At 60.5% G+C, this 18,482-nt stretch carries 17 protein-coding genes; all 17 read left to right on the top strand.

Going from position 1 to position 18,482, the window contains the following annotated elements:
* Nucleotides 1–32: 32 nt before the first annotated feature.
* Entirely contained in the window at nt 33–719 is a 687-nt protein-coding gene (gene nuoE, locus WBQ77_RS00330) for an NADH-quinone oxidoreductase subunit NuoE (protein WP_424042292.1), read from the top strand.
* The gene (gene nuoF, locus WBQ77_RS00325; protein ID WP_424042294.1) at nt 712–2,010 is read left to right on the top strand and encodes an NADH-quinone oxidoreductase subunit NuoF; all 1,299 of its coding nucleotides are present in this window, start codon (nt 712–714) and stop codon (nt 2,008–2,010) included. Before nuoE ends, nuoF begins: the two co-directional genes overlap by 8 nt.
* Before the next feature lie 7 nt (nt 2,011–2,017).
* Entirely contained in the window at nt 2,018–4,123 is a 2,106-nt protein-coding gene (gene nuoG / locus WBQ77_RS00320) for an NADH-quinone oxidoreductase subunit NuoG (protein WP_424042296.1), read from the top strand.
* Nucleotides 4,116–5,138 carry an NADH-quinone oxidoreductase subunit NuoH gene (gene nuoH / locus WBQ77_RS00315; protein WP_424042297.1) on the top strand — a complete coding sequence of 341 codons (1,023 nt, stop codon included), beginning with the start codon at nt 4,116–4,118 and terminating at the stop codon, nt 5,136–5,138. Before nuoG ends, nuoH begins: the two co-directional genes overlap by 8 nt.
* A 12-nt stretch (nt 5,139–5,150) precedes the next feature.
* Complete coding sequence (gene nuoI, locus WBQ77_RS00310; RefSeq protein ID WP_424042298.1) at nt 5,151–5,642, top strand: NADH-quinone oxidoreductase subunit NuoI; 492 nt, start codon at nt 5,151–5,153, stop codon at nt 5,640–5,642.
* A gap of 128 nt (nt 5,643–5,770) precedes the next feature.
* A complete protein-coding gene (locus WBQ77_RS00305; RefSeq protein ID WP_424042300.1) occupies nt 5,771–6,379 on the top strand; it encodes an NADH-quinone oxidoreductase subunit J in 609 nt (202 codons plus the stop codon).
* Nucleotides 6,376–6,684: an NADH-quinone oxidoreductase subunit NuoK gene (gene nuoK, locus WBQ77_RS00300; RefSeq protein ID WP_424042302.1), complete on the top strand. Its 309-nt coding sequence runs from the start codon at nt 6,376–6,378 to the stop codon at nt 6,682–6,684. Before WBQ77_RS00305 ends, nuoK begins: the two co-directional genes overlap by 4 nt.
* A gap of 12 nt (nt 6,685–6,696) precedes the next feature.
* On the top strand, nt 6,697–8,622 hold the full coding sequence (gene nuoL / locus WBQ77_RS00295) for an NADH-quinone oxidoreductase subunit L (protein ID WP_424058407.1): 1,926 nt from the start codon (nt 6,697–6,699) through the stop codon (nt 8,620–8,622).
* Entirely contained in the window at nt 8,619–10,133 is a 1,515-nt protein-coding gene (locus WBQ77_RS00290; RefSeq protein WP_424058405.1) for an NADH-quinone oxidoreductase subunit M, read from the top strand. The genes nuoL and WBQ77_RS00290 overlap by 4 nt, the downstream gene beginning before the upstream one ends.
* An 11-nt stretch (nt 10,134–10,144) precedes the next feature.
* Nucleotides 10,145–11,575 carry an NADH-quinone oxidoreductase subunit NuoN gene (gene nuoN, locus WBQ77_RS00285; RefSeq protein WP_424058404.1) on the top strand — a complete coding sequence of 477 codons (1,431 nt, stop codon included), beginning with the start codon at nt 10,145–10,147 and terminating at the stop codon, nt 11,573–11,575.
* A gap of 72 nt (nt 11,576–11,647) precedes the next feature.
* Complete coding sequence (locus WBQ77_RS00280) at nt 11,648–12,421, top strand: biotin--[acetyl-CoA-carboxylase] ligase (RefSeq protein WP_424045402.1); 774 nt, start codon at nt 11,648–11,650, stop codon at nt 12,419–12,421.
* Between the two features lie 4 nt (nt 12,422–12,425).
* On the top strand, nt 12,426–14,114 hold the full coding sequence (locus tag WBQ77_RS00275; protein ID WP_424058402.1) for a ribonuclease J: 1,689 nt from the start codon (nt 12,426–12,428) through the stop codon (nt 14,112–14,114).
* A 93-nt stretch (nt 14,115–14,207) separates the two neighbouring features.
* Nucleotides 14,208–14,612, top strand: a complete 405-nt coding sequence (gene mce, locus WBQ77_RS00270) for a methylmalonyl-CoA epimerase (protein ID WP_424058400.1) — start codon at nt 14,208–14,210, stop codon at nt 14,610–14,612.
* A 3-nt stretch (nt 14,613–14,615) separates the two neighbouring features.
* Entirely contained in the window at nt 14,616–14,903 is a 288-nt protein-coding gene (locus WBQ77_RS00265) for a DUF1467 family protein (RefSeq protein ID WP_424042931.1), read from the top strand.
* Nucleotides 14,904–15,622: 719 nt separating this feature from the next.
* Nucleotides 15,623–16,972 (top strand): proline--tRNA ligase, encoded by a 1,350-nt coding sequence (gene proS, locus WBQ77_RS00260; RefSeq protein WP_424058399.1) that lies wholly within the window; start codon nt 15,623–15,625, stop codon nt 16,970–16,972.
* Nucleotides 16,969–18,270: a lipoprotein-releasing ABC transporter permease subunit gene (locus WBQ77_RS00255; protein ID WP_424058397.1), complete on the top strand. Its 1,302-nt coding sequence runs from the start codon at nt 16,969–16,971 to the stop codon at nt 18,268–18,270. The genes proS and WBQ77_RS00255 overlap by 4 nt, the downstream gene beginning before the upstream one ends.
* An 8-nt stretch (nt 18,271–18,278) precedes the next feature.
* The coding region (locus WBQ77_RS00250) for an ATP-binding cassette domain-containing protein (protein ID WP_424058395.1) at nt 18,279–18,482 on the top strand (204 nt) is incomplete at its 3' end.

Genomic DNA, 18,482 nt, shown 5'->3' with positions numbered 1-18,482 from the left:
CAAGGCCTTCACATCCGTAAAAGAAGATTGAAATGAGCGTCCGACGCCTTGCTGTGGAACAGCCTGAAGGCTTTGCCTTCACGCCCGAAAATCTCGCGTGGGCTCAGGCCGTGATCAAGAGATATCCGGAGGGCCGTCAGGCCTCCGCCGTGATCTCGCTGCTCTGGCGCGCGCAGGAGCAGAATGGCGGCTGGGTGTCCGAACCCGCACTTCGCTATATCGCCGACATGCTCGGCATGGCCTTCATCCGTGTCTACGAGGTCGTCACCTTCTACACGATGTTCAACCTGCAGCCCGTGGGCTGCTACTACGTGCAGGTCTGCGGCACAACGCCTTGTATGCTGAACGGTTCCGAGGACATCAAAGAAGCCTGCCGCAAGCATATCGGCCCAAAGGACACGGTCAGCGACGACGGCATGTTTTCCTGGACCGAGGTCGAGTGTCTTGGGGCGTGCGTGAACGCGCCCCTGGCGCAGATCAACAAGTACTACTATGAGGACCTGACGCCTGACACGCTCGGGTCGATCATCGAGCGGATTCGAAAGGGCGAGGACGTTCCGCCCGGGCCCCAAGACGGCCGCCAGGGCTGCGCGCCCAAAAGCGGACCGAATACTCTCAGCGATACCGCCATTTACGGCGCCGACAGGTCGAGCCCAGAATCGGGCTACGCGGGGACCTCCGATCCCAAGTCCAAGATGCCGGGCCCTACTAATGCTTAAGGACACCGACCGCATCTTCAAGAACCTCTATGGCCTCCACAGCTGGCAGCTGCCGGCGGCTCGGACGCGCGGTGCTTGGGACGGCACCAAGGACATGGTTGCGCGAGGCCACGATGCGGTGATCGACGAGGTCAAGGCCTCGGGCTTGCGCGGACGCGGCGGAGCGGGCTTCCCGACAGGCCTCAAATGGTCGTTCATGCCCAAGAACGATCCACGCCCGAGCTATCTTGCGGTCAACGCGGACGAGTCCGAACCTGGCACGTGCAAGGACCGAGAAATCATGCGGCACGATCCGCATCTTCTCATCGAAGGCGCCATGTTGGCCTCCTTCGCCATGCGGGCTCACGCCGCCTATATCTATATCCGAGGCGAGTTTATCGCCGAGCGCGAGATCCTCGAAGCGGCTATCGCGGAAGCCTATGAGGCCAAGCTCGTCGGCACGAACAATGTCATCGGCTGGGACTTCGACATCTACGTTCATCACGGCGCGGGCGCATATATTTGCGGCGAAGAAACCGCGCTCCTGGAAAGCCTCGAGGGCAAGAAGGGGCAGCCGCGCCTCAAGCCGCCGTTCCCGGCGAACTGTGGCCTCTACGGCGCCCCCACGACCGTCAACAATGTCGAGACCATCGCCTCGGTCCCGGACATCTTACGGCGCGGTGCAACTTGGTTCGCAGCGCTCGGCAAGCCCAACAATACTGGCACCAAACTCTACTGCATCTCCGGTCACGTGAACGAACCATGCACGGTCGAGGAGGAGATGGGTATTCCCTTGCGCGAACTGATCGACACTTATGCAGGTGGCGTGCGCGGCGGCTGGGACAATCTGCTGGCAATTATCCCTGGCGGTTCGTCCGTACCCTGCATTACGGCAGAGGAAAGTACCGATGTAACCATGGACTTCGATGCATTGAAGGCGCTGGGGTCAGGGCTGGGCACCGCGGGCATCATCGTCATGGACAAGACTACCGACATCATCCGCGCCATTGCCCGGCTGTCCTATTTCTACAAGCACGAATCCTGCGGTCAGTGTACGCCCTGCCGCGAGGGGACGGGCTGGATGTGGCGCGTGCTGGAGCGTATGGCCGTCGGCAATGCGCAGAAGCACGAAATAGACATGCTGTTCGAAGTCACCAAGCAGGTTGAAGGCCACACAATCTGCGCCCTCGGTGACGCCGCTGCCTGGCCGATCCAAGGTCTCATCAAGAATTTCCGCCATGTCATCGAAGAACGCCTCGATGCTGGCGCCATCGAGGCAATCCCACCATCCGTACCAGAAGCGGCGGAGTAGGGATCTCATGCCGAAGCTCATTATCGACAATGTCGAGCACGACGTCCCGGACGGCATCACGCTGATCCAGGCCTGCGAACTCGTGGGCGTCGAGATCCCGCGCTTCTGTTTTCACGAGCGCCTGTCGATCGCCGGCAATTGCCGCATGTGCCTGGTCGAAGTGGTCGGCATGCCCAAGCCTGTGGCGTCCTGCGCCATGTCGGTCAACGATCTGCGCCCCGCGCGCGACGGCACACCCCCGACCATCAATACGAAGTCGGAGACGACGCGCCGGGCCCAAGAAGGAACGATGGAATTTCTGTTGGTTAATCATCCGCTGGACTGCCCGATCTGCGACCAAGGCGGTGAGTGCGACCTACAGGACCAGGCCATGGCCTATGGCTTCGACGAGGGGCGTTTCAAAGACAACAAGCGCGCCGTTGAGGACAAATATCTTGGGCCGCTCATTAAGACGTCGATGACGCGGTGTATACACTGCACGCGCTGCGTCCGGTTCATGACGGAAGTGGCGGGCGTCGCGGAACTCGGCCTGATTGGCCGTGGCGAAGATGCGGAGATCACGACCTATCTCGAGCATGGCCTCCACTCCAATCTGTCCGCCAATGTGGTTGATCTGTGCCCCGTCGGCGCCCTGACCTCCAAACCATACGCGTTCCAGGCGCGCCCTTGGGAACTCTCCAAGATACCGTCCATCGACGTGATGGATGCGGTGGGCTCCTCGATCCGCGTCGACTTCCGCGGCAAGGAGGTGTTGCGCATCCTGCCGCGCATCAACGATGCGGTGAACGAGGAGTGGATATCCGACAAGGCGCGCCATGTTTGGGACGGGCTGCGGACGCAGCGACTCGACCGGCCCTATGTGCGCAAGGACGGCACACTCACCCCCTGCGGCTGGGATGAGGCCTTCGCCGCCATTGCGGATCGTGTGAAGGGCTCCAGCGGTGCGAAGTTCGGCGCCATTGCCGGCGACTTGGCAGCCGCCGAAGAGGTCTTCGCTCTCAAGTCGCTCGCCGAACATCTGGGCTCGGCGAATATCGACTGCCGTCAGGCGGGCGCAAAGTTCGATCCGACGCTCGGGCGCGCCACTTATCTGTTCAACACCACGATCGACGGCATCGAGGAGGCAGACGCCGTCCTCCTTGTCGGCTGCGATCCGCAGGTCGAAGCACCGGTGCTGAATGCGCGCATCCGCAAGCGCTGGAAACAGTTAGAGGGCAAGTTGCCCGTCGGCCTGATCGGTATGGACGTCGACCTGACCTATCCCTATGAGCGACTCGGCGCAGGGTCTGAAACGCTGGCGGATATCGCAAGCGGTGCGCGCGACTTCGCCAAAGTGCTCAAGGACGCCAAGAAGCCCATGGTCATTCTGGGGCAAGCGGCGTTTGCGCGGCCCGATGGCTACGAGATCCTCGCCATGGGTGCCAGGATCGTCACCGAGAGCGGCGCGATCGACGAAGGTTGGAACGGCTTCAATGTTCTGCATACGGCGGCAGCACGGGTCGCCGGCCTCGATCTAGGTTTCGTCCCCGGCAAGAAGGGCCTCGATACCGGGGCAATGATTGCGGCCGCGGGGAAGGGCGATCTGGACATTCTTTACCTTCTCGGCGCCGACGAGATCGACACGTCGGCTCTCGGCGATGCGTTTGTGATCTACCAGGGCAGCCATGGCGACAAGGGCGCCCATCGCGCCGACGTGATTCTGCCCGGTGCCGCCTATACGGAAAAAGAGGGTACCTACGCCAACACGGAAGGGCGCGTACAGATGACTGCGCGCGCAATCTTTCCCCCTGGCGACGCGCGCGAGGACTGGGCGATCCTCAAGGCGCTGTCCGATGCGTTGGGCAAGCCGCTCCCGTTCGAAACGCTGCAAGAGCTGCGCAGCAAGATGTATGCGGCCGCTCCCCAATTGGCGCAATTGGACACGCTCGAAAGGGCCGACTCCGGTCCCATTGTCAAGTTCGCGAGCCACAAGGCTAAGCCCGGCAAGGATCCTTTCGGCCTCTCGATAGACGACTACTATCTGTCCAACCCAATCGCACGGGCCTCGACCATCATGGCCAGCTTGAGCGCCATGCGCGCGGACGTCGAGAAAGCGGCGGGAACCGATGGCTGATTTTTGGACCAGCTATGGGTGGCCCACCGCCCTGATCGTCATACACAGCGTCGTCACGATCGTGGTGCTGCTGGTCTTCATCGCCTTCGTTTTGCTGGCGGACCGGAAAATCTGGGCTGCGGTACAAATGCGGCGCGGACCCAACGTAGTGGGCCCATTCGGGCTATGGCAATCCTTCGCCGACCTCCTGAAGTTCTTCTTCAAGGAGTTCATCATCCCGGCCGGGTCGAACAAGGGACTGTTTATTCTCGCGCCCATTATCACCGCTGGGCTCGCGATCTCGGCCTGGGCAGTGATCCCAGTCTCCGAAGGCTGGGCCGTGGCCAACATCAATGTCGGCATTCTTTTCGTTTTCGCAATCTCAAGCCTGGAGGTCTACGGCGTCATCATGGCCGGATGGGCCTCAAACTCCAAATACGCCTTTCTCTCCGCGCTGCGCTGCGCCGCCCAGATGGTCTCCTACGAAGTCTCGATCGGCTTCGTGATCATCACGGTGCTGCTCTGCGCCGGCTCGCTGAACCTCACCGAGATCGTGTTGGCGCAGGATCGGGGCCTTGGCCTGTTCGGCTGGTACTGGCTGCCGCTGTTCCCGATGTTCGTGATCTTCTTCATCTCGCTTCTGGCCGAGACGAACCGGCCGCCCTTCGATCTTCTCGAGGCGGAGTCCGAACTCGTGGCGGGCTACATGGTCGAATACTCGTCGACCCCGTATATGCTGTTCATGCTCGGCGAGTATGTCGCCATCATCCTGCTGTGCAGCCTCGGAACCATTCTGTTTCTCGGCGGGTGGTTGCCGCCGGCGCCATTCGCACCCTTCACCTGGATTCCGGGCGTCATCTGGTTCGTCCTGAAGGTCTGCGCTCTGTTTTTCCTGGTTTCCATGGTGAAAGCCTTCGTACCGCGCTATCGATACGATCAGCTGATGCGGCTTGGCTGGAAAGTGTTCCTTCCGATCTCGCTCGCGGCAGTGGTTGTTGTCGCCGTGGTCCTGCGGGTCTGGCAACACGGTGTTTAGGGGAGAAGTCGCGTGACACGGTTCGCCCAAGCTGCCAAATCGCTCCTGCTCCTGGAGTTCGTGTCTGCCTTTTGGCTGGCGATGAAGTATTTCGTCTCGCCGAAGGCCACGCTGAACTATCCCTACGAGAAGGGACCGTTGAGCCCGCGTTTCCGCGGCCAGCACGCCTTGCGCCGCTATCCCAATGGGGAAGAACGCTGCATCGCTTGCAAGCTGTGCGAAGCTATTTGTCCGGCGCAGGCCATCACCATCGAGGCCGGCCCACGCCGCAATGACGGCACGCGGCGCACCACGCGCTATGACATCGACATGGTGAAGTGCATTTACTGCGGTTTCTGTCAGGAAGCCTGTCCAGTCGAGGCCATTGTCCAAGGACCGAATTTCGAATTCGCGACGGAGACACGCGAAGAATTGTATTACGACAAGGCGCGGCTGCTTTCGAACGGAGACCGTTGGGAGCGCGAGATCGCTAAGAACATCGAATTGGATTCGGCCTATCGCTAGGCGAGCGTGAACACTCCGGCCATGAGGGCGGAGTTTTGGGGGCATGTTTTGGGGGCAAGGTTGAATAGGCACGGCGAACGCGCGAGACCGCTTTCGGGCGTTCTCTCCGGAACAGGAGAGGCGCTCTGATGCTGGCCGCACTGTTCTTCTATCTCTTCGCCATCGTGCTGATCGGCGCGTCCTTCATGGTCGTGACGGTAAAGAACCCCGTGCATGCGGTCCTGTTCCTGATCCTCGCCTTTTTCAATGCCGCGGCGCTGTTCGTGCTGCTGGGTGCCGAATTCCTCGCTATGATTCTGGTTGTCGTCTATGTGGGCGCGGTAATGGTGCTGTTCCTGTTCGTCGTGATGATGCTCGACGTAAACTTCACGGAGCTGCGCTCGGGCGTACTCAAATATCTTCCCGTCGGCCTGGTTGTTGGTCTTCTCTTGATGGTCGAGTTGATCTTCGTCGTCGGCGCTTGGGTCACGGCACCCAAACTTGCGAGCGATGCCCCGACACCGCCGTCCGCCGAAGTCAGCAATACGGAGGCGTTGGGCCGGTTGCTCTACACCGACTATGTCTATCTCTTCGAAGCCGCCGGGCTGATCCTGCTCGTGGCCATGATCGGCGCGATCGTCTTGACGCTACACCACCGGCGCGACGTCAAACGCCAGGACATCGGCGAGCAGGTTCGGCGCAGCCCTGAGACGGCGGTCGAAGTCGTCAAAGTCGAAACGGGGAGGGGGCTGCAATGACCATTGGTCTATCGCACTACCTAACCGTCGCTGCCGTGCTGTTTACGATCGGCGTGTTCGGCATCTTTCTGAACCGCAAGAACGTCATCGTCATCCTGATGTCGATCGAACTGCTTCTGCTGGCGGTGAACATCAACTTTGTGGCCTTTTCCTCGTTCCACGGCGATCTCGTCGGTCAGGTCTTCACGCTGATCGTCCTGACTGTCGCGGCCGCGGAAGCCGCAATCGGGCTCGCCATCGTCGTCGTGTACTTCCGCAATCGCGGCACGATCGACGTTGCCGACATCGATCAACTGAAGGGCTGAGGAAAGCAGGCGATGTATCACGCAATCCTCTTCCTTCCCCTGATCGGGGCCCTCTTTGCGGGGCTATTCGGCCGCTGGGTCGGCGCGCGCGCTTGCGAGATCGTGACCATCTCGCTGATGTTCGTTGCCGCATTCCTGTCCTGGATCGCGTTCTATCAGGTCGCCATCGAGGGCAACGATGTACGCATCTCGCTCATCGGCTTCATGCATTCCGGCGCCTTCGAGACCTATTGGTCCATCCGGATCGACACGCTGACCGCCGTGATGCTGGTCGTAGTCAACACGGTCTCGTCGGTCGTGCATCTGTATTCCGTGGGCTACATGGACGAGGATCCGCACAAGGAGCGCTTCTTCGCCTATCTGTCTATGTTCACCTTCGCCATGCTCGCGCTGGTTACCTCGGACGATCTGGTGCAGCTCTTTTTCGGCTGGGAGGGCGTCGGCCTTGCGTCCTATCTCTTGATCGGCTTCTGGTACAAAAAACCCGGACCCAACGCCGCCGCCATCAAAGCGTTTGTCGTCAACCGCGTCGGCGATTTCGGCTTCCTGCTCGGCATTTTTGCCATCTTCCATGTTTTTGGCGCGGTCCAGTACGACACGATCTTCGCCGCCGCGCCGGACCAGATCGGCAAGACCATGACCTTCCTGTCCTGGGAAGTTCCGGTTCTGGAACTGATCTGCTTCCTGCTCTTCATGGGCGCCATGGGCAAGTCGGCGCAGTTCCTGCTCCATACCTGGTTACCGGACGCCATGGAGGGCCCGACGCCCGTATCAGCACTCATCCACGCGGCGACCATGGTGACGGCCGGCGTGTTCATGGTCGCGCGCCTGTCGCCGCTGTTCGACCTTGCGCCCTACGCGCTCTCCTTCGTCGCCATTATCGGCGCAACGAGCGCCTTCTTCGCCGCGACGGCCGCGGTGGTACAGACCGACATTAAACGCGTGATCGCCTATTCGACGTGTTCGCAGCTCGGTTATATGTTCGCTGCCGAAGGGGTGGGGGCATTTGGCGCCGGCATGTTCCACTTGTTCACTCATGCCTGCTTCAAGGCGCTGCTCTTCCTGTGCGCCGGCGCGATCATCCATACGCTCGCCGACAATCAAGACATGCGCCGCATGGGGGGCTTGCGGAAAATCATTCCCTTTACCTGGGCCATGACACTGATCGGTTCGCTGGCGCTGACGGCGTTCCCGCTCACCTCCGGCTTCTTCTCGAAGGACTTCATCATCGAGACGACCTGGTTCGATCATTCTATCGTTGGCCAATACACCTATTGGATGGTGCTCAGCGCCGCCTTCCTGACTTCGCTCTACACCTGGCGACTGATGTTCCTGACCTTCGAAGGCAATTTCCGCGGGGCGAAGGATGTGCGCGATCATGCGCATGAGCCGCCCTGGACCATGGCCGTACCGCTGCTAGTACTTGGTGCGGGCGCACTGTTCGCAGGTCTCGGCTTCCGACACCTCTTCATCGGCGCCGATCAGGCAAGCTTCTGGCGAGACGCCATCGTGCTGCCCCAGGGCGAGCATCACGACATTCCGTTCTGGCTAACCTTGTCGCCGACCATCGCCATGACGCTCGGCTTCCTGATCGCCTGGTACTGCTATATGTGGCGGCCGCTTCTTCCCTTCGGCTTGCTCAAGCGCCTCCCGGCGACAAATCGGTTCTTCTTGCACGCCTGGTACTTCGACGCGCTCTATGACCGCATCTTCGTCCTTCCGGCCAAATGGCTCGGCAACTTCCTGTGGCGGGTGGGCGACGGAAAGATCATCGACGGGCTTGGGCCCAATGGTGTCGCCGCACGGGTTCTGGATGTCACCAAGGGCGTCGTGAAGCTGCAGACCGGCTACATCTTCCACTACGCGTTCGTCATGCTGATGGGCGTCGTCCTTCTGATCACCTATTTCATCGTGACAGGGGGCGCGTTGAAGCCATGAGCTATGGTTGGCCCATCCTCTCGACCGTCACGTTCCTGCCGCTGGTTGGCGCGCTGCTGATCTTCGCACTGCGTGGTGACGACGACAGCACCGCCCGCAACGCGCGCTACATCGCGCTATGGACCACGCTGATCACGTTCGCCATTTCGCTGCTGCTGTGGATCGATTTCGATCCGAGTTCCGCCAAGTTCCAGTTCGTTGAAGAACGCGACTGGCTCGGTCCGATCCGGTTCCAAATGGGCATCGACGGCATCTCCATGCCGTTCGTCGTCCTCACCACGCTGTTAATGCCGCTCACGGTCCTGTCGACCTACGGCGCCATCAGGATACGGGTGCGGGAATTCATGATCGCGTTCCTTATCCTCGAAACGCTGATGCTCGGCGTGTTCTGCTCGCTCGATCTGGTGATGTTCTATCTCTTCTTCGAGGGCGGTCTTATTCCGATGTTCCTCATCATCGGCATTTGGGGTGGATCGAACCGCGTCTACGCGAGCTTCAAGTTCTTCCTCTACACGCTGGCCGGTTCGCTCCTGATGCTGATCGCGATTCTGGCCATGTATTGGCAGGCGGGCACCACCAACATTCCAGAGCTCCTGGCACACGACTTCCCACCGGAAATGCAGACCTGGCTCTGGCTCGCCTTCTTCGCATCCTTCGCGGTGAAGTTGCCCATGTGGCCCGTGCATACCTGGCTCCCGGACGCACACGTGCAGGCGCCAACGGCCGGTTCGGTCGTGCTGGCCGGCATCCTCCTGAAGCTCGGCGGCTACGGCTTCTTGCGCTTCTCTATCCCGATGTTCCCGCTGGCCTCGGCCGACTTCGCACCGCTCATTTACACCCTCTCGGTGATCGCGGTGATTTACACCTCGCTGGTCGCCCTTGCGCAGAAGGACATGAAGAAGCTGATCGCCTATTCGTCCATCGCGCATATGGGCTTCGTTACGATCGGCATCTTCACACTCACTATGCAGGGCCTTCAGGGCGGCATCTTCCTGATGCTCTCCCACGGGCTCGTTTCGGCGGGACTATTCCTATGCGTCGGCGTCGTCTACGACCGCATGCACACCCATGAGATTTCGGTGTTCGGCGGCCTCGTGAATCGCATGCCGCTCTACGCGGCCGTTTTTATGATTTTCACCCTTGCCAATGTGGGCTTGCCGGGCACGTCCGGGTTCGTCGGCGAGTTCCTGAGCCTGTTGGGCATATTCCAAGTGAATACCTGGGTCGCCATGCTCGCGACCACAGGCGTCATTCTGTCGGCGTGTTACGCGCTATGGCTGTATCGCCGCGTCATGTTCGGCGAGATTACCAATCCCGCGTTCAAGCTCATCAAGGATCTGTCCTGGCGCGAATTCGCCGTCATGGTGCCGCTGATCCTGCTGGTCATATTCTTCGGCTTCCATCCCAATCCGGTCCTTGACGTGACGGCGACCTCTGTCGAAGCACTGATGGCCGACTTCAATGCGAACCTGTCCGCCGCCGAACAGGCGCGCTTGGCGCTGGCGCCGTGAGCGAGACTGCTATGACCGAACAACTCAACCTACTGCCCCTTCTACCCGAGCTGACCCTCGCCGTCGGCGCCATGGCGCTGCTCATGGTAGGCGTGTTTGGGCGCAACGATCGCGGCGAACTTGTCCTATGGCTCTCCGTTGCGGTGCTGGTTCTCGCCAACATCTTCGTCACCATGGGCGAGAATACCGTGACGCTGTTTAGCGAAAGCTTCATCATCGATCCCTTCGCCCGCATGCTGAAGACTCTCGCGCTGACCGGTGCTGCAGTCGCACTGATCATGTCCCGGGATTTCTGGCGCGACGAGGGGGGCGTACAGTTCGAATATCCGGTGCTGCTACTTCTTGCGACTACCGGCATGATGATGATGATCTCGGCCAACGATCTCATCGCACTCTATGTCGGTCTCGAATTGCAGAGCCTCGCGCTCTATGTCGTCGCCGCATTCAAGCGGGATTCGACGCGTTCCTCCGAAGCCGGCATGAAATATTTCGTCCTCGGCGCACTGTCTTCGGGCATGCTTCTGTATGGCGCATCGCTCGTCTACGGCTTTACCGGTTCCACCGAATTCTCCGAGATCGCGAACGCGGCCCAGCCGTCCGGCACCAATCTCGGCCTGATCTTCGGCCTGGTGTTCCTGCTGACCGGCCTCGCCTTCAAGATTTCCGCCGTGCCGTTCCATATGTGGACGCCGGATGTCTACGAAGGAGCGCCATCTCCGGTCACCGCCTTCTTCGCGGCAGCGCCCAAAATAGCCGCGATGGCACTGTTCGTACGGGTGGTGATCTCAGCCTTTCCTGCCATTACTGATCAATGGCAGCAGATCGTGATCTTCCTGTCGCTCGCCTCCATGGCGCTCGGCGCCTTCGCCGCGATCGGTCAGCACAACATCAAACGCCTGATGGCTTATAGCTCGATCGGCCATATGGGCTTTGCCCTGGTGGGGCTTGCAGCCGGGACGGAACAGGGCGTTCAGGGCGTGATCATTTATCTCGCGATCTATCTCGTCATGACGCTTGGGACTTTCGCAGTCATTCTGTCGCTGCGCCGCGACGGCAAGATGGTCGAGGAAATCGATCAGCTCGCCGGGCTTTCGCGGACGAGCCCGCTTATGGCGCTCGCGCTCGCAGTCTTGCTTTTTTCGCTGGCCGGCATCCCGCCGCTCGCCGGTTTCTTTGCCAAGTTCTATGTATTCCTCGCCGCCATCGAAGCGGGACTTTACGCGCTCGCCATTATCGGCGTGCTCCTCAGCGTCGTCGGTGCCTACTACTATCTGCGGATCGTGAAACTCATGTATTTCGATGAGCCCGTGAAGGGCTTCGAACCAATGCCCCGGCCGCTCGCCATCGTGCTGGGCGCTGCCGGTATTTTGATCATGTTCTTCTTCGTCTACCCCTTGCCACTTGTCGCGGCTGCCGGAACCGCTGCAAAATCGCTCTTTTGAGTCAGCCTCGATATTGACGCTGCGGGACGCTAAAAGCCTTAAGCCTTTTTGAACCATTGGCCGCCAGTCTGAATGAACAAATTTGCGCGCACCACACCGAAGCTTCCTGCTGGCTATCGCCTTGTCCAATTGGACACTGTCGATTCGACTAACGCCGAGGCCAAACGCCGCGCGGATATGGGTGAGCCTGGGCCCTTATGGATCTGGTCGGCACGTCAGTCCAAAGGACGGGGACGTGCGGGCCGCGAGTGGACCTCGCAAGTCGGCAATCTGTTCGCCAGCCTGCTCGTTCGCCTTAACTGTCCGCTTCAGACGGCCAGCCAGCTTGCGCTCGTGGCCGGTATAATCACCTTCGAGACCATTTCGAAGCTGATCGCCTATGAGGGCCGCTCGAAGCTACTGCTGAAATGGCCCAACGACGTGTTGCTGGACGAAGAGAAGATCGCCGGGATGCTGCTGGAGAACATGGGGGCACCCAACGACAAGCGCTCCTCCGTCGTGATCGGCACGGGCATCAACCTCGCGAACCATCCCGAGGATCTCCCTCAGCCTGCGGTGAGCCTCGAAGCCTATGGGCTGACAATCACGCCAGCCAAGGCGCTGGAGGTTCTCGCGGCGAGCACTCATGAGTGGCTGGAACGGTGGGACGAGGGCGCCACCTTCCCAAGCATAAGACGCGCCTGGCTGGACCGGGCCGGACCGACGGGGCGGAAGCTCGTGGTGCAGATCGGCGCCGACGAGATTGAGGGCACCTATGCAGGTCTCGATCCCGAGGGAGCACTTCGGCTCAAGACGGACAGTGGCACGCGCACCGTGATGGCCGGCGACGTGTTCTTCATGAACTGACGCTATGGCCAAAAAAGACAGCAAATCTAAAAACGCATTGGTCTTCGTATCGCTCGGTGGTATCGGCGAAATCGGCATGAACCTCTATCTATACGGCTATGGCCGGGACGGGGCCAATACCTGGCTGATCGTCGATATGGGGGTGACCTTCGGCGGCGAGTACGAGCCCGGGATCGACATCGTTCTTCCCGACATCCGCTTCCTTGAAGAGGAAAGCCGCAACATCGCGGGGCTCGTCCTGACCCACGCCCATGAGGATCATTATGGGGCCATACCGGATCTGTGGCCGCTGATCGGCCGTGTTCCGATCTACGCAACGCCCTTCACCGCTGAAATGCTGCGCGGCAAGCTCGGTGAGATGCGGATCAAGGACGACGATCTCCCGCTGGAAGTTCTCCCTCTCGGCGCAAGGCGGCAAATCGGCCCGTTCGATGTGGAGCTGATCTCCATGTCCCATTCGATTCCGGAGCCCACGGCTCTGGCGATTCGCACGCCGCTCGGAACCGCGCTCCACACGGGCGACTGGAAGCTGGATAAAAAACCCCTCACCAGCGCGCCGACCGACGAGAATCGCCTGCGCGAGATCGGCCGCGAAGGGCTCGACGCGCTGATATGCGATTCCACCAATGCCATCCGCGAAGGCGTCTCGCCCTCGGAGGCCGAAGTCGCCGAGAACCTGACAAAGCTCATCAAGAAGGCGCCGTCCTGCGTCGCCGTCACCACATTCGCCTCCAATGTCGCCCGGCTCGGCTCGGTGGCGAGCGCGGCACGCGCGACTGGCCGCGAGCTCGTTGTGGTGGGTCGCGCCATGTACCGGGTGATCGAGGCGGCGCAGACCACCGGCTATCTCGATCCCGAGTTTCGCTTTCATCCGGAAACGTCCTTCGCCCAGTTTTCGCCCAACAACGTGGTGGCGCTGTGCACGGGCAGTCAGGGCGAACCGCGCGCGGCCATGTCACGCATTGCCGCCGGCCAACATCCCCATGTGTCGCTCAAACAGGGCGACTGGGTCATCTTTTCCTCGCGCACAATTCCCGGAAACGAGAAGTCCGTCGGCCGGGTTCAGAACGCGTTGTCCGACCAAGGCATCGAAATCCTCACGGACCAGGATGCGCTGGTGCATGTGTCCGGGCACCCGCGCCGAGGGGAACTCGAGCAGCTCTATCGCTGGCTAAAGCCCAGCATCGCTGTACCGATGCATGGCGAGGGACGCCATTTGGAGGCGCATGCCGAGCTTGCCGAAGACCTCGGCGTCAAGCATGTGATCCGGGCGCGCAACGGCTCGATGGTGCACCTTCTGCCAAAGCCCGCTGGTATCGTCGACGACGTTCCCGTCGGCCGGCTCTACCGCGACGGCACTATACTGACCTCTGCCGACGACGGCCAAGTCCGCGACCGTCGTAAACTCGCCTTCGCGGGCATCGCCAACGTATCTCTCGTCCTGACGACAAAGGGCGAACTGGTCGCCGAGCCGGAAGTCGCACTGATGGGGCTGCCCGAGGAAGACAATGACGGCGTGCCCCTCGAGGAGATCGCGCGCGACGCTGCGGTCGGGACGGTCGAGAGTATTCCGCGCCCGCGCCGCAAGGACCCGCAGCTCGTGTCGGAGGCGGTCCGACGTGGCGTTCGGGCGGCCCTGAATCAGGCTTGGGGCAAGAAGCCGGTCTGCACTGTGTTGACGACGGTCCTCTAACAGCCGCAAAAAGGGGCTCTTGGGATTAGGCCCTCGGGCGCCTCAATTCCCGCTTAGACTGACGAAGAGCTTTTTGAACTGGAGAAGAGATAGATGATTGGCCGTTTGAACCATGTCGCCATCGTCGTGCCAGACCTAACAGCCGCCACGGCAGTCTATCGCGATACGTTGGGCGCGAGGGTTTCTCCGGAAGAGGATCAGCCCGAACACGGCGTTCGAACGGTTTTCATCGAGTTGCCGAACACCAAGGTCGAACTCTTAGGGGTTTTTGGCGACAAGTCTCCGATAACGGCCTTCCTTGAGCGTAACCCGAGTGGCGGCATCCACCATATCTGCTACGAGGTGCCGGACATCATGGCCGCCCGGGACCAGCTGATGAAGGACGGCGCGCGCGTGCTGGGCGATGGCGAGCCTAAAATCGGCGCCCACGGCAAGCCGGTCCTGTTCCTGCATCCGAAGGATTTTTGCGGGACCCTGGTCGAACTCGAAGAGGCGTAAGTCATGAGCCTTGGCTTTGGTGTCGCGATCTACTTCGTGATTTGGTGGATTGTACTGTTTGCTATTCTGCCCTTTGGCGTCCGGACCTCGGAGGAGGTCGGCGAGGCGAGCAATGCCGGATTCGCCGAGAGCGCCCCACATAAACCAAAGATGCTCCTGAAGATTCTCGCCACGACGATCGTGTCCGGCATCGTCTTTGCGGGTATCTACGCGATCATAGTCCACCACGTGATCACGCTGGACGAAATTCCATTCTTTCCGCGCTACGAACGGGTCCAAGAGGCCGGTTAGTGGAGAGGCTGGCCAAGCATGAGCCCCTAGGCGCAGACGATAGGCCAAAAAAAGAGCAAAGTCCCGAGGGACCTTGCTCCTTAAGTCCTTACTCCTTGTCCTCACCGCCGAGACAGCTCCTATCCATTCGGATATGGAGCAAGGCGGAAAAGCGGCTGCGCTTGTCAATCAGGTAAACGCGCGCCTGGAGTCTTTCCTCCCAAGACTCGGACCGTATTGGTCTTTGACCGTGTCCAATCTCTAAACGCTTCACGTCACAAGCCGCCAAGGGGCTGAGCGCTCTTGCGTTGTGGGCGGACACTAGCTCGCCCGCGCCAAATTGTCACCACGATTGTGATTGGTCGACACAGACTTACGCGAAGAACTTGATCACCCTATTTGCCAACCAAACAGGGAATGGGCCGATTGAGCTCGGATTGTGCTCAAATCTGACTCGGCAAACACGCTAACTGACTTGAATGAGTGCTCTTTTTCGAGCTTCCGCCATAACGGCGCCTTTTTGCCAGGAGGAGCACCTCCAGCAGCCCGAGAATCACCACCTGTTGACCACAAAGGTTGGCCCGTCGATTGCCTCACCCTCCGAACTTGGCTATTAGCCGCATCCAGGGGGGCGTCACGGAACCATCGCCGCTGCAATGGGCCTAGGAGAAGACAAGAACCAAGACGACTTGCCGCCTATCTGTGGAAACCGCCCGCAACAACGCCGTCAGAGCATAACGATGCGCTTCAGCCGCTTTTTTATCCCCATCCTGCGTGACGATCCCAAGGAAGCGGAGATCGCCTCACACCAGCTGATGCTGCGCGCCGGTATGATCCGCCAGTCAAGCGCCGGCATCTATTCCTGGCTGCCTCTGGGATACCGCGTGCTGCACAAGATCGAGCAGATCGTGCGCGAGGAACAGGACCGGGCAGGGGCGCTCGAACTCTTGATGCCGACGATCCAGTCCGCGGATCTCTGGCGCGAGAGCGGCCGCTACGACGCTTACGGCAAGGAGATGCTGCGTATTAAGGACCGGCACGAGCGCGACGTGCTCTTCGGCCCCACGAACGAGGAACTGATCACCGCGATCTTCCGCGACGGGGTGAAGTCCTACAAGGACCTGCCGTGCATCCTCTATCACATCCAATGGAAGTTTCGGGACGAGATCAGACCGCGGTTCGGCGTCATGCGCGGCCGCGAATTCCTGATGAAGGATTCGTACTCCTTCGACCTCACCCAGGACGATGCGCGCAAATCCTATTATCGGATGTTCGTGGCCTACCTGCGGACCTTTTCCCGCATGGGACTGAAGTCCATTCCCATGGCTGCGGAGACCGGACCGATCGGCGGCGACCTTTCCCACGAGTTCATCATTCTGGCCGATACGGGTGAGAGCGAAGTCTATTGCCACAAAGACTATCTCGCCATGGAGCCCCCAGGGGACGATTTGGACTACGACAGCGACCTCAGCCCGCTGGTTCGTAGCTGGACTGGCCAATACGCCGCCACCTCGGAGATGCACGATCCCTCCCGGTTCGAAGCGGCTGTCGGCGAGGCCGATCGCGTAACCGCGCGCGGCATCGAGGTCGGCCACATCTTCTTCTTCGGAACCAAATACTCCGAACCTATGGGGGCCAAGGTGCAAGGTCCCGACGGCGAGCTGACCCCGGTCGAGATGGGCTCGTACGGCATCGGCGTGTCGCGCCTGGTCGGCGCCATCATCGAGGCTTCGCACGACGAGGCGGGTATGATCTGGCCGCAATCTGTCGCGCCCTTCGATATCGGCCTGATCAACCTGAAGGCTGGCGCTGCCGACACGGATGCCGCTTGCGAGGCATATTACACTCGACTGCAAAACGCGGGCTTCGACGTGCTCTATGACGACCGCGACGACAGAGCGGGCGCAAAGTTCGCCGCCATGGACCTGATCGGACTTCCTTGGCAGTTGATCGTGGGACCCAAGAGCCTCAAAGTCGGCGAGGTCGAGCTTAAGGAACGCGCGACAGGCGCCCGCCATAGTCTTACCTTCGATTCCGCGTTGACTATGTTGACAGCAGCAGCCGCCGGCCAGGGTAGGGACCACGCATGAGTGCAAGCGACACGACAGCCGGACAGTTGCAGAGCGCGTCGGCGCCGAGCACGCGCGTCTTTGCTCCTTTCGAATGGCTGGTGGCGCTGCGTTACTTGCGCGCCCGCCGGAAGGAAGGCTTCATTTCCGTCATTGCCGGCTTTTCGTTTATCGGCATCATGCTCGGCGTCGCGACCCTGATTATCGTCATGGCGGTCATGAACGGCTTCCGGCAAGAACTGTTCGACAAAATGCTTGGGCTGAACGGCCACGTCGTCGTGCACAGCGTTGGGCAGTTCACGGACTATGACGAAGTCGCCAAGCGTGTTCGAGACGTCCACGACGTGAAATATGCCCTTCCGCTCGTCGAAGGTCAGGTTCTCGCCTCCACTCCGCTCGGCTCGACAGGCGCTCTGGTCCGCGGCTTGCGCGAAGACGATCTCAAGAGCCTCAGTGCCATTTCGAGCAAAGTGCATTTCGGCACACTCGACGGCTTTGACAAAAATCCGGGAATCGCTATCGGCAGCCGCATGGCCAACACGCTCAACGTGAAGGTCGGCGACAGTGTCTCCATTCTGACTCCGCGCGGAGCGGCAACACCACTCGGCACGGCACCGCGTATCAAGCGCTATCCTGTCTCAGCGATCTTCGAGATCGGCATGTCTGAATACGATGCGAGCATCATGTTCATGCCGCTGAACGAAGCGCAGATCTATTTCAATCAGCCCGACTCGGTGACGGTCCTTGAAGTCGTGCTGGAATCGCCCGACGAAGTGGCCGAGCTTGCGCCCAAGATCCTCGAGGCCGGCGGGCCGTCCGTTTATGTCACCGACTGGCGCCAGCGCAACGCGACGTTCTTCTCAGCCCTCCAGGTCGAACGCAACGTGATGTTTTTGATCCTGACGCTGATTGTTTTGGTGGCGGCGCTCAACATTATTTCGGGCCTGAAGATGCTCGTTAAGGATAAGGCGCGCGATATCGCGATTCTGAGAACCATGGGGGCGACGCGCGGTTCCGTGATGCGCATTTTCCTTATTGCCGGCGCCACGATCGGTGTTACCGGAACCTTGGCGGGCCTCGTCCTCGGCGTCCTGGTGTGCTTGAACATCGATCACATCCGCTGGTTCATGTCCTGGCTGACGGGTACCGAGCTTTTTCCCGCCGAGCTTTACTATCTGTCCGAATTGCCGGCCAAAATGGATGTGGGAGAGACGGCTTCGGTGGTGATCATGGCGTTGACCCTCTCCGTTCTGGCGTCGGTGTACCCGGCCTGGCGGGCTTCCCGGCTCGATCCGGTCGAAGCGCTGCGCTACGAGTAGGGGGGACATTGGAAGCGACCCAAAGAACACCGGCGCTGCGGCTTGAGGACCTCGAGCGGGGCTTCACCCAAGGCGACCGCCGCATCGATGTACTGACGAAAGCGTGCGCAACCTTCTATCCGGGCGAGACAGTCGCGCTTCTCGGACCCTCGGGCGCAGGCAAATCCACGTTGCTGCATATTGCGGGTCTGCTTGAGAAACCGGATGAGGGC

Origin of the sequence: Methyloceanibacter sp. (genome assembly GCF_049590335.1) — a bacterium.
Taxonomy (GTDB): domain Bacteria; phylum Pseudomonadota; class Alphaproteobacteria; order Rhizobiales; family Methyloligellaceae; genus Methyloceanibacter.
This window is presented reverse-complemented; position numbering and strand designations above follow the sequence as displayed.

Bases quoted from the DNA above. Each gene is read 5' to 3' on its own strand.
- nuoE (WP_424042292.1), top strand. From the start codon at position 33: ATGAGCGTCCGACGCCTTGCTGTGGAACAGCCTGAAGGCTTTGCCTTC.
- nuoF (WP_424042294.1), top strand. From the start codon at position 712: ATGCTTAAGGACACCGACCGCATCTTCAAGAACCTCTATGGCCTCCAC.
- nuoG (WP_424042296.1), top strand. From the start codon at position 2,018: ATGCCGAAGCTCATTATCGACAATGTCGAGCACGACGTCCCGGACGGC.
- nuoH (WP_424042297.1), top strand. From the start codon at position 4,116: ATGGCTGATTTTTGGACCAGCTATGGGTGGCCCACCGCCCTGATCGTC.
- WBQ77_RS00305 (WP_424042300.1), top strand. From the start codon at position 5,771: ATGCTGGCCGCACTGTTCTTCTATCTCTTCGCCATCGTGCTGATCGGC.
- nuoK (WP_424042302.1), top strand. From the start codon at position 6,376: ATGACCATTGGTCTATCGCACTACCTAACCGTCGCTGCCGTGCTGTTT.
- nuoL (WP_424058407.1), top strand. From the start codon at position 6,697: ATGTATCACGCAATCCTCTTCCTTCCCCTGATCGGGGCCCTCTTTGCG.
- WBQ77_RS00290 (WP_424058405.1), top strand. From the start codon at position 8,619: ATGAGCTATGGTTGGCCCATCCTCTCGACCGTCACGTTCCTGCCGCTG.
- nuoN (WP_424058404.1), top strand. From the start codon at position 10,145: ATGACCGAACAACTCAACCTACTGCCCCTTCTACCCGAGCTGACCCTC.
- WBQ77_RS00280 (WP_424045402.1), top strand. From the start codon at position 11,648: ATGAACAAATTTGCGCGCACCACACCGAAGCTTCCTGCTGGCTATCGC.
- WBQ77_RS00275 (WP_424058402.1), top strand. From the start codon at position 12,426: ATGGCCAAAAAAGACAGCAAATCTAAAAACGCATTGGTCTTCGTATCG.
- mce (WP_424058400.1), top strand. From the start codon at position 14,208: ATGATTGGCCGTTTGAACCATGTCGCCATCGTCGTGCCAGACCTAACA.
- WBQ77_RS00265 (WP_424042931.1), top strand. From the start codon at position 14,616: ATGAGCCTTGGCTTTGGTGTCGCGATCTACTTCGTGATTTGGTGGATT.
- proS (WP_424058399.1), top strand. From the start codon at position 15,623: ATGCGCTTCAGCCGCTTTTTTATCCCCATCCTGCGTGACGATCCCAAG.
- WBQ77_RS00255 (WP_424058397.1), top strand. From the start codon at position 16,969: ATGAGTGCAAGCGACACGACAGCCGGACAGTTGCAGAGCGCGTCGGCG.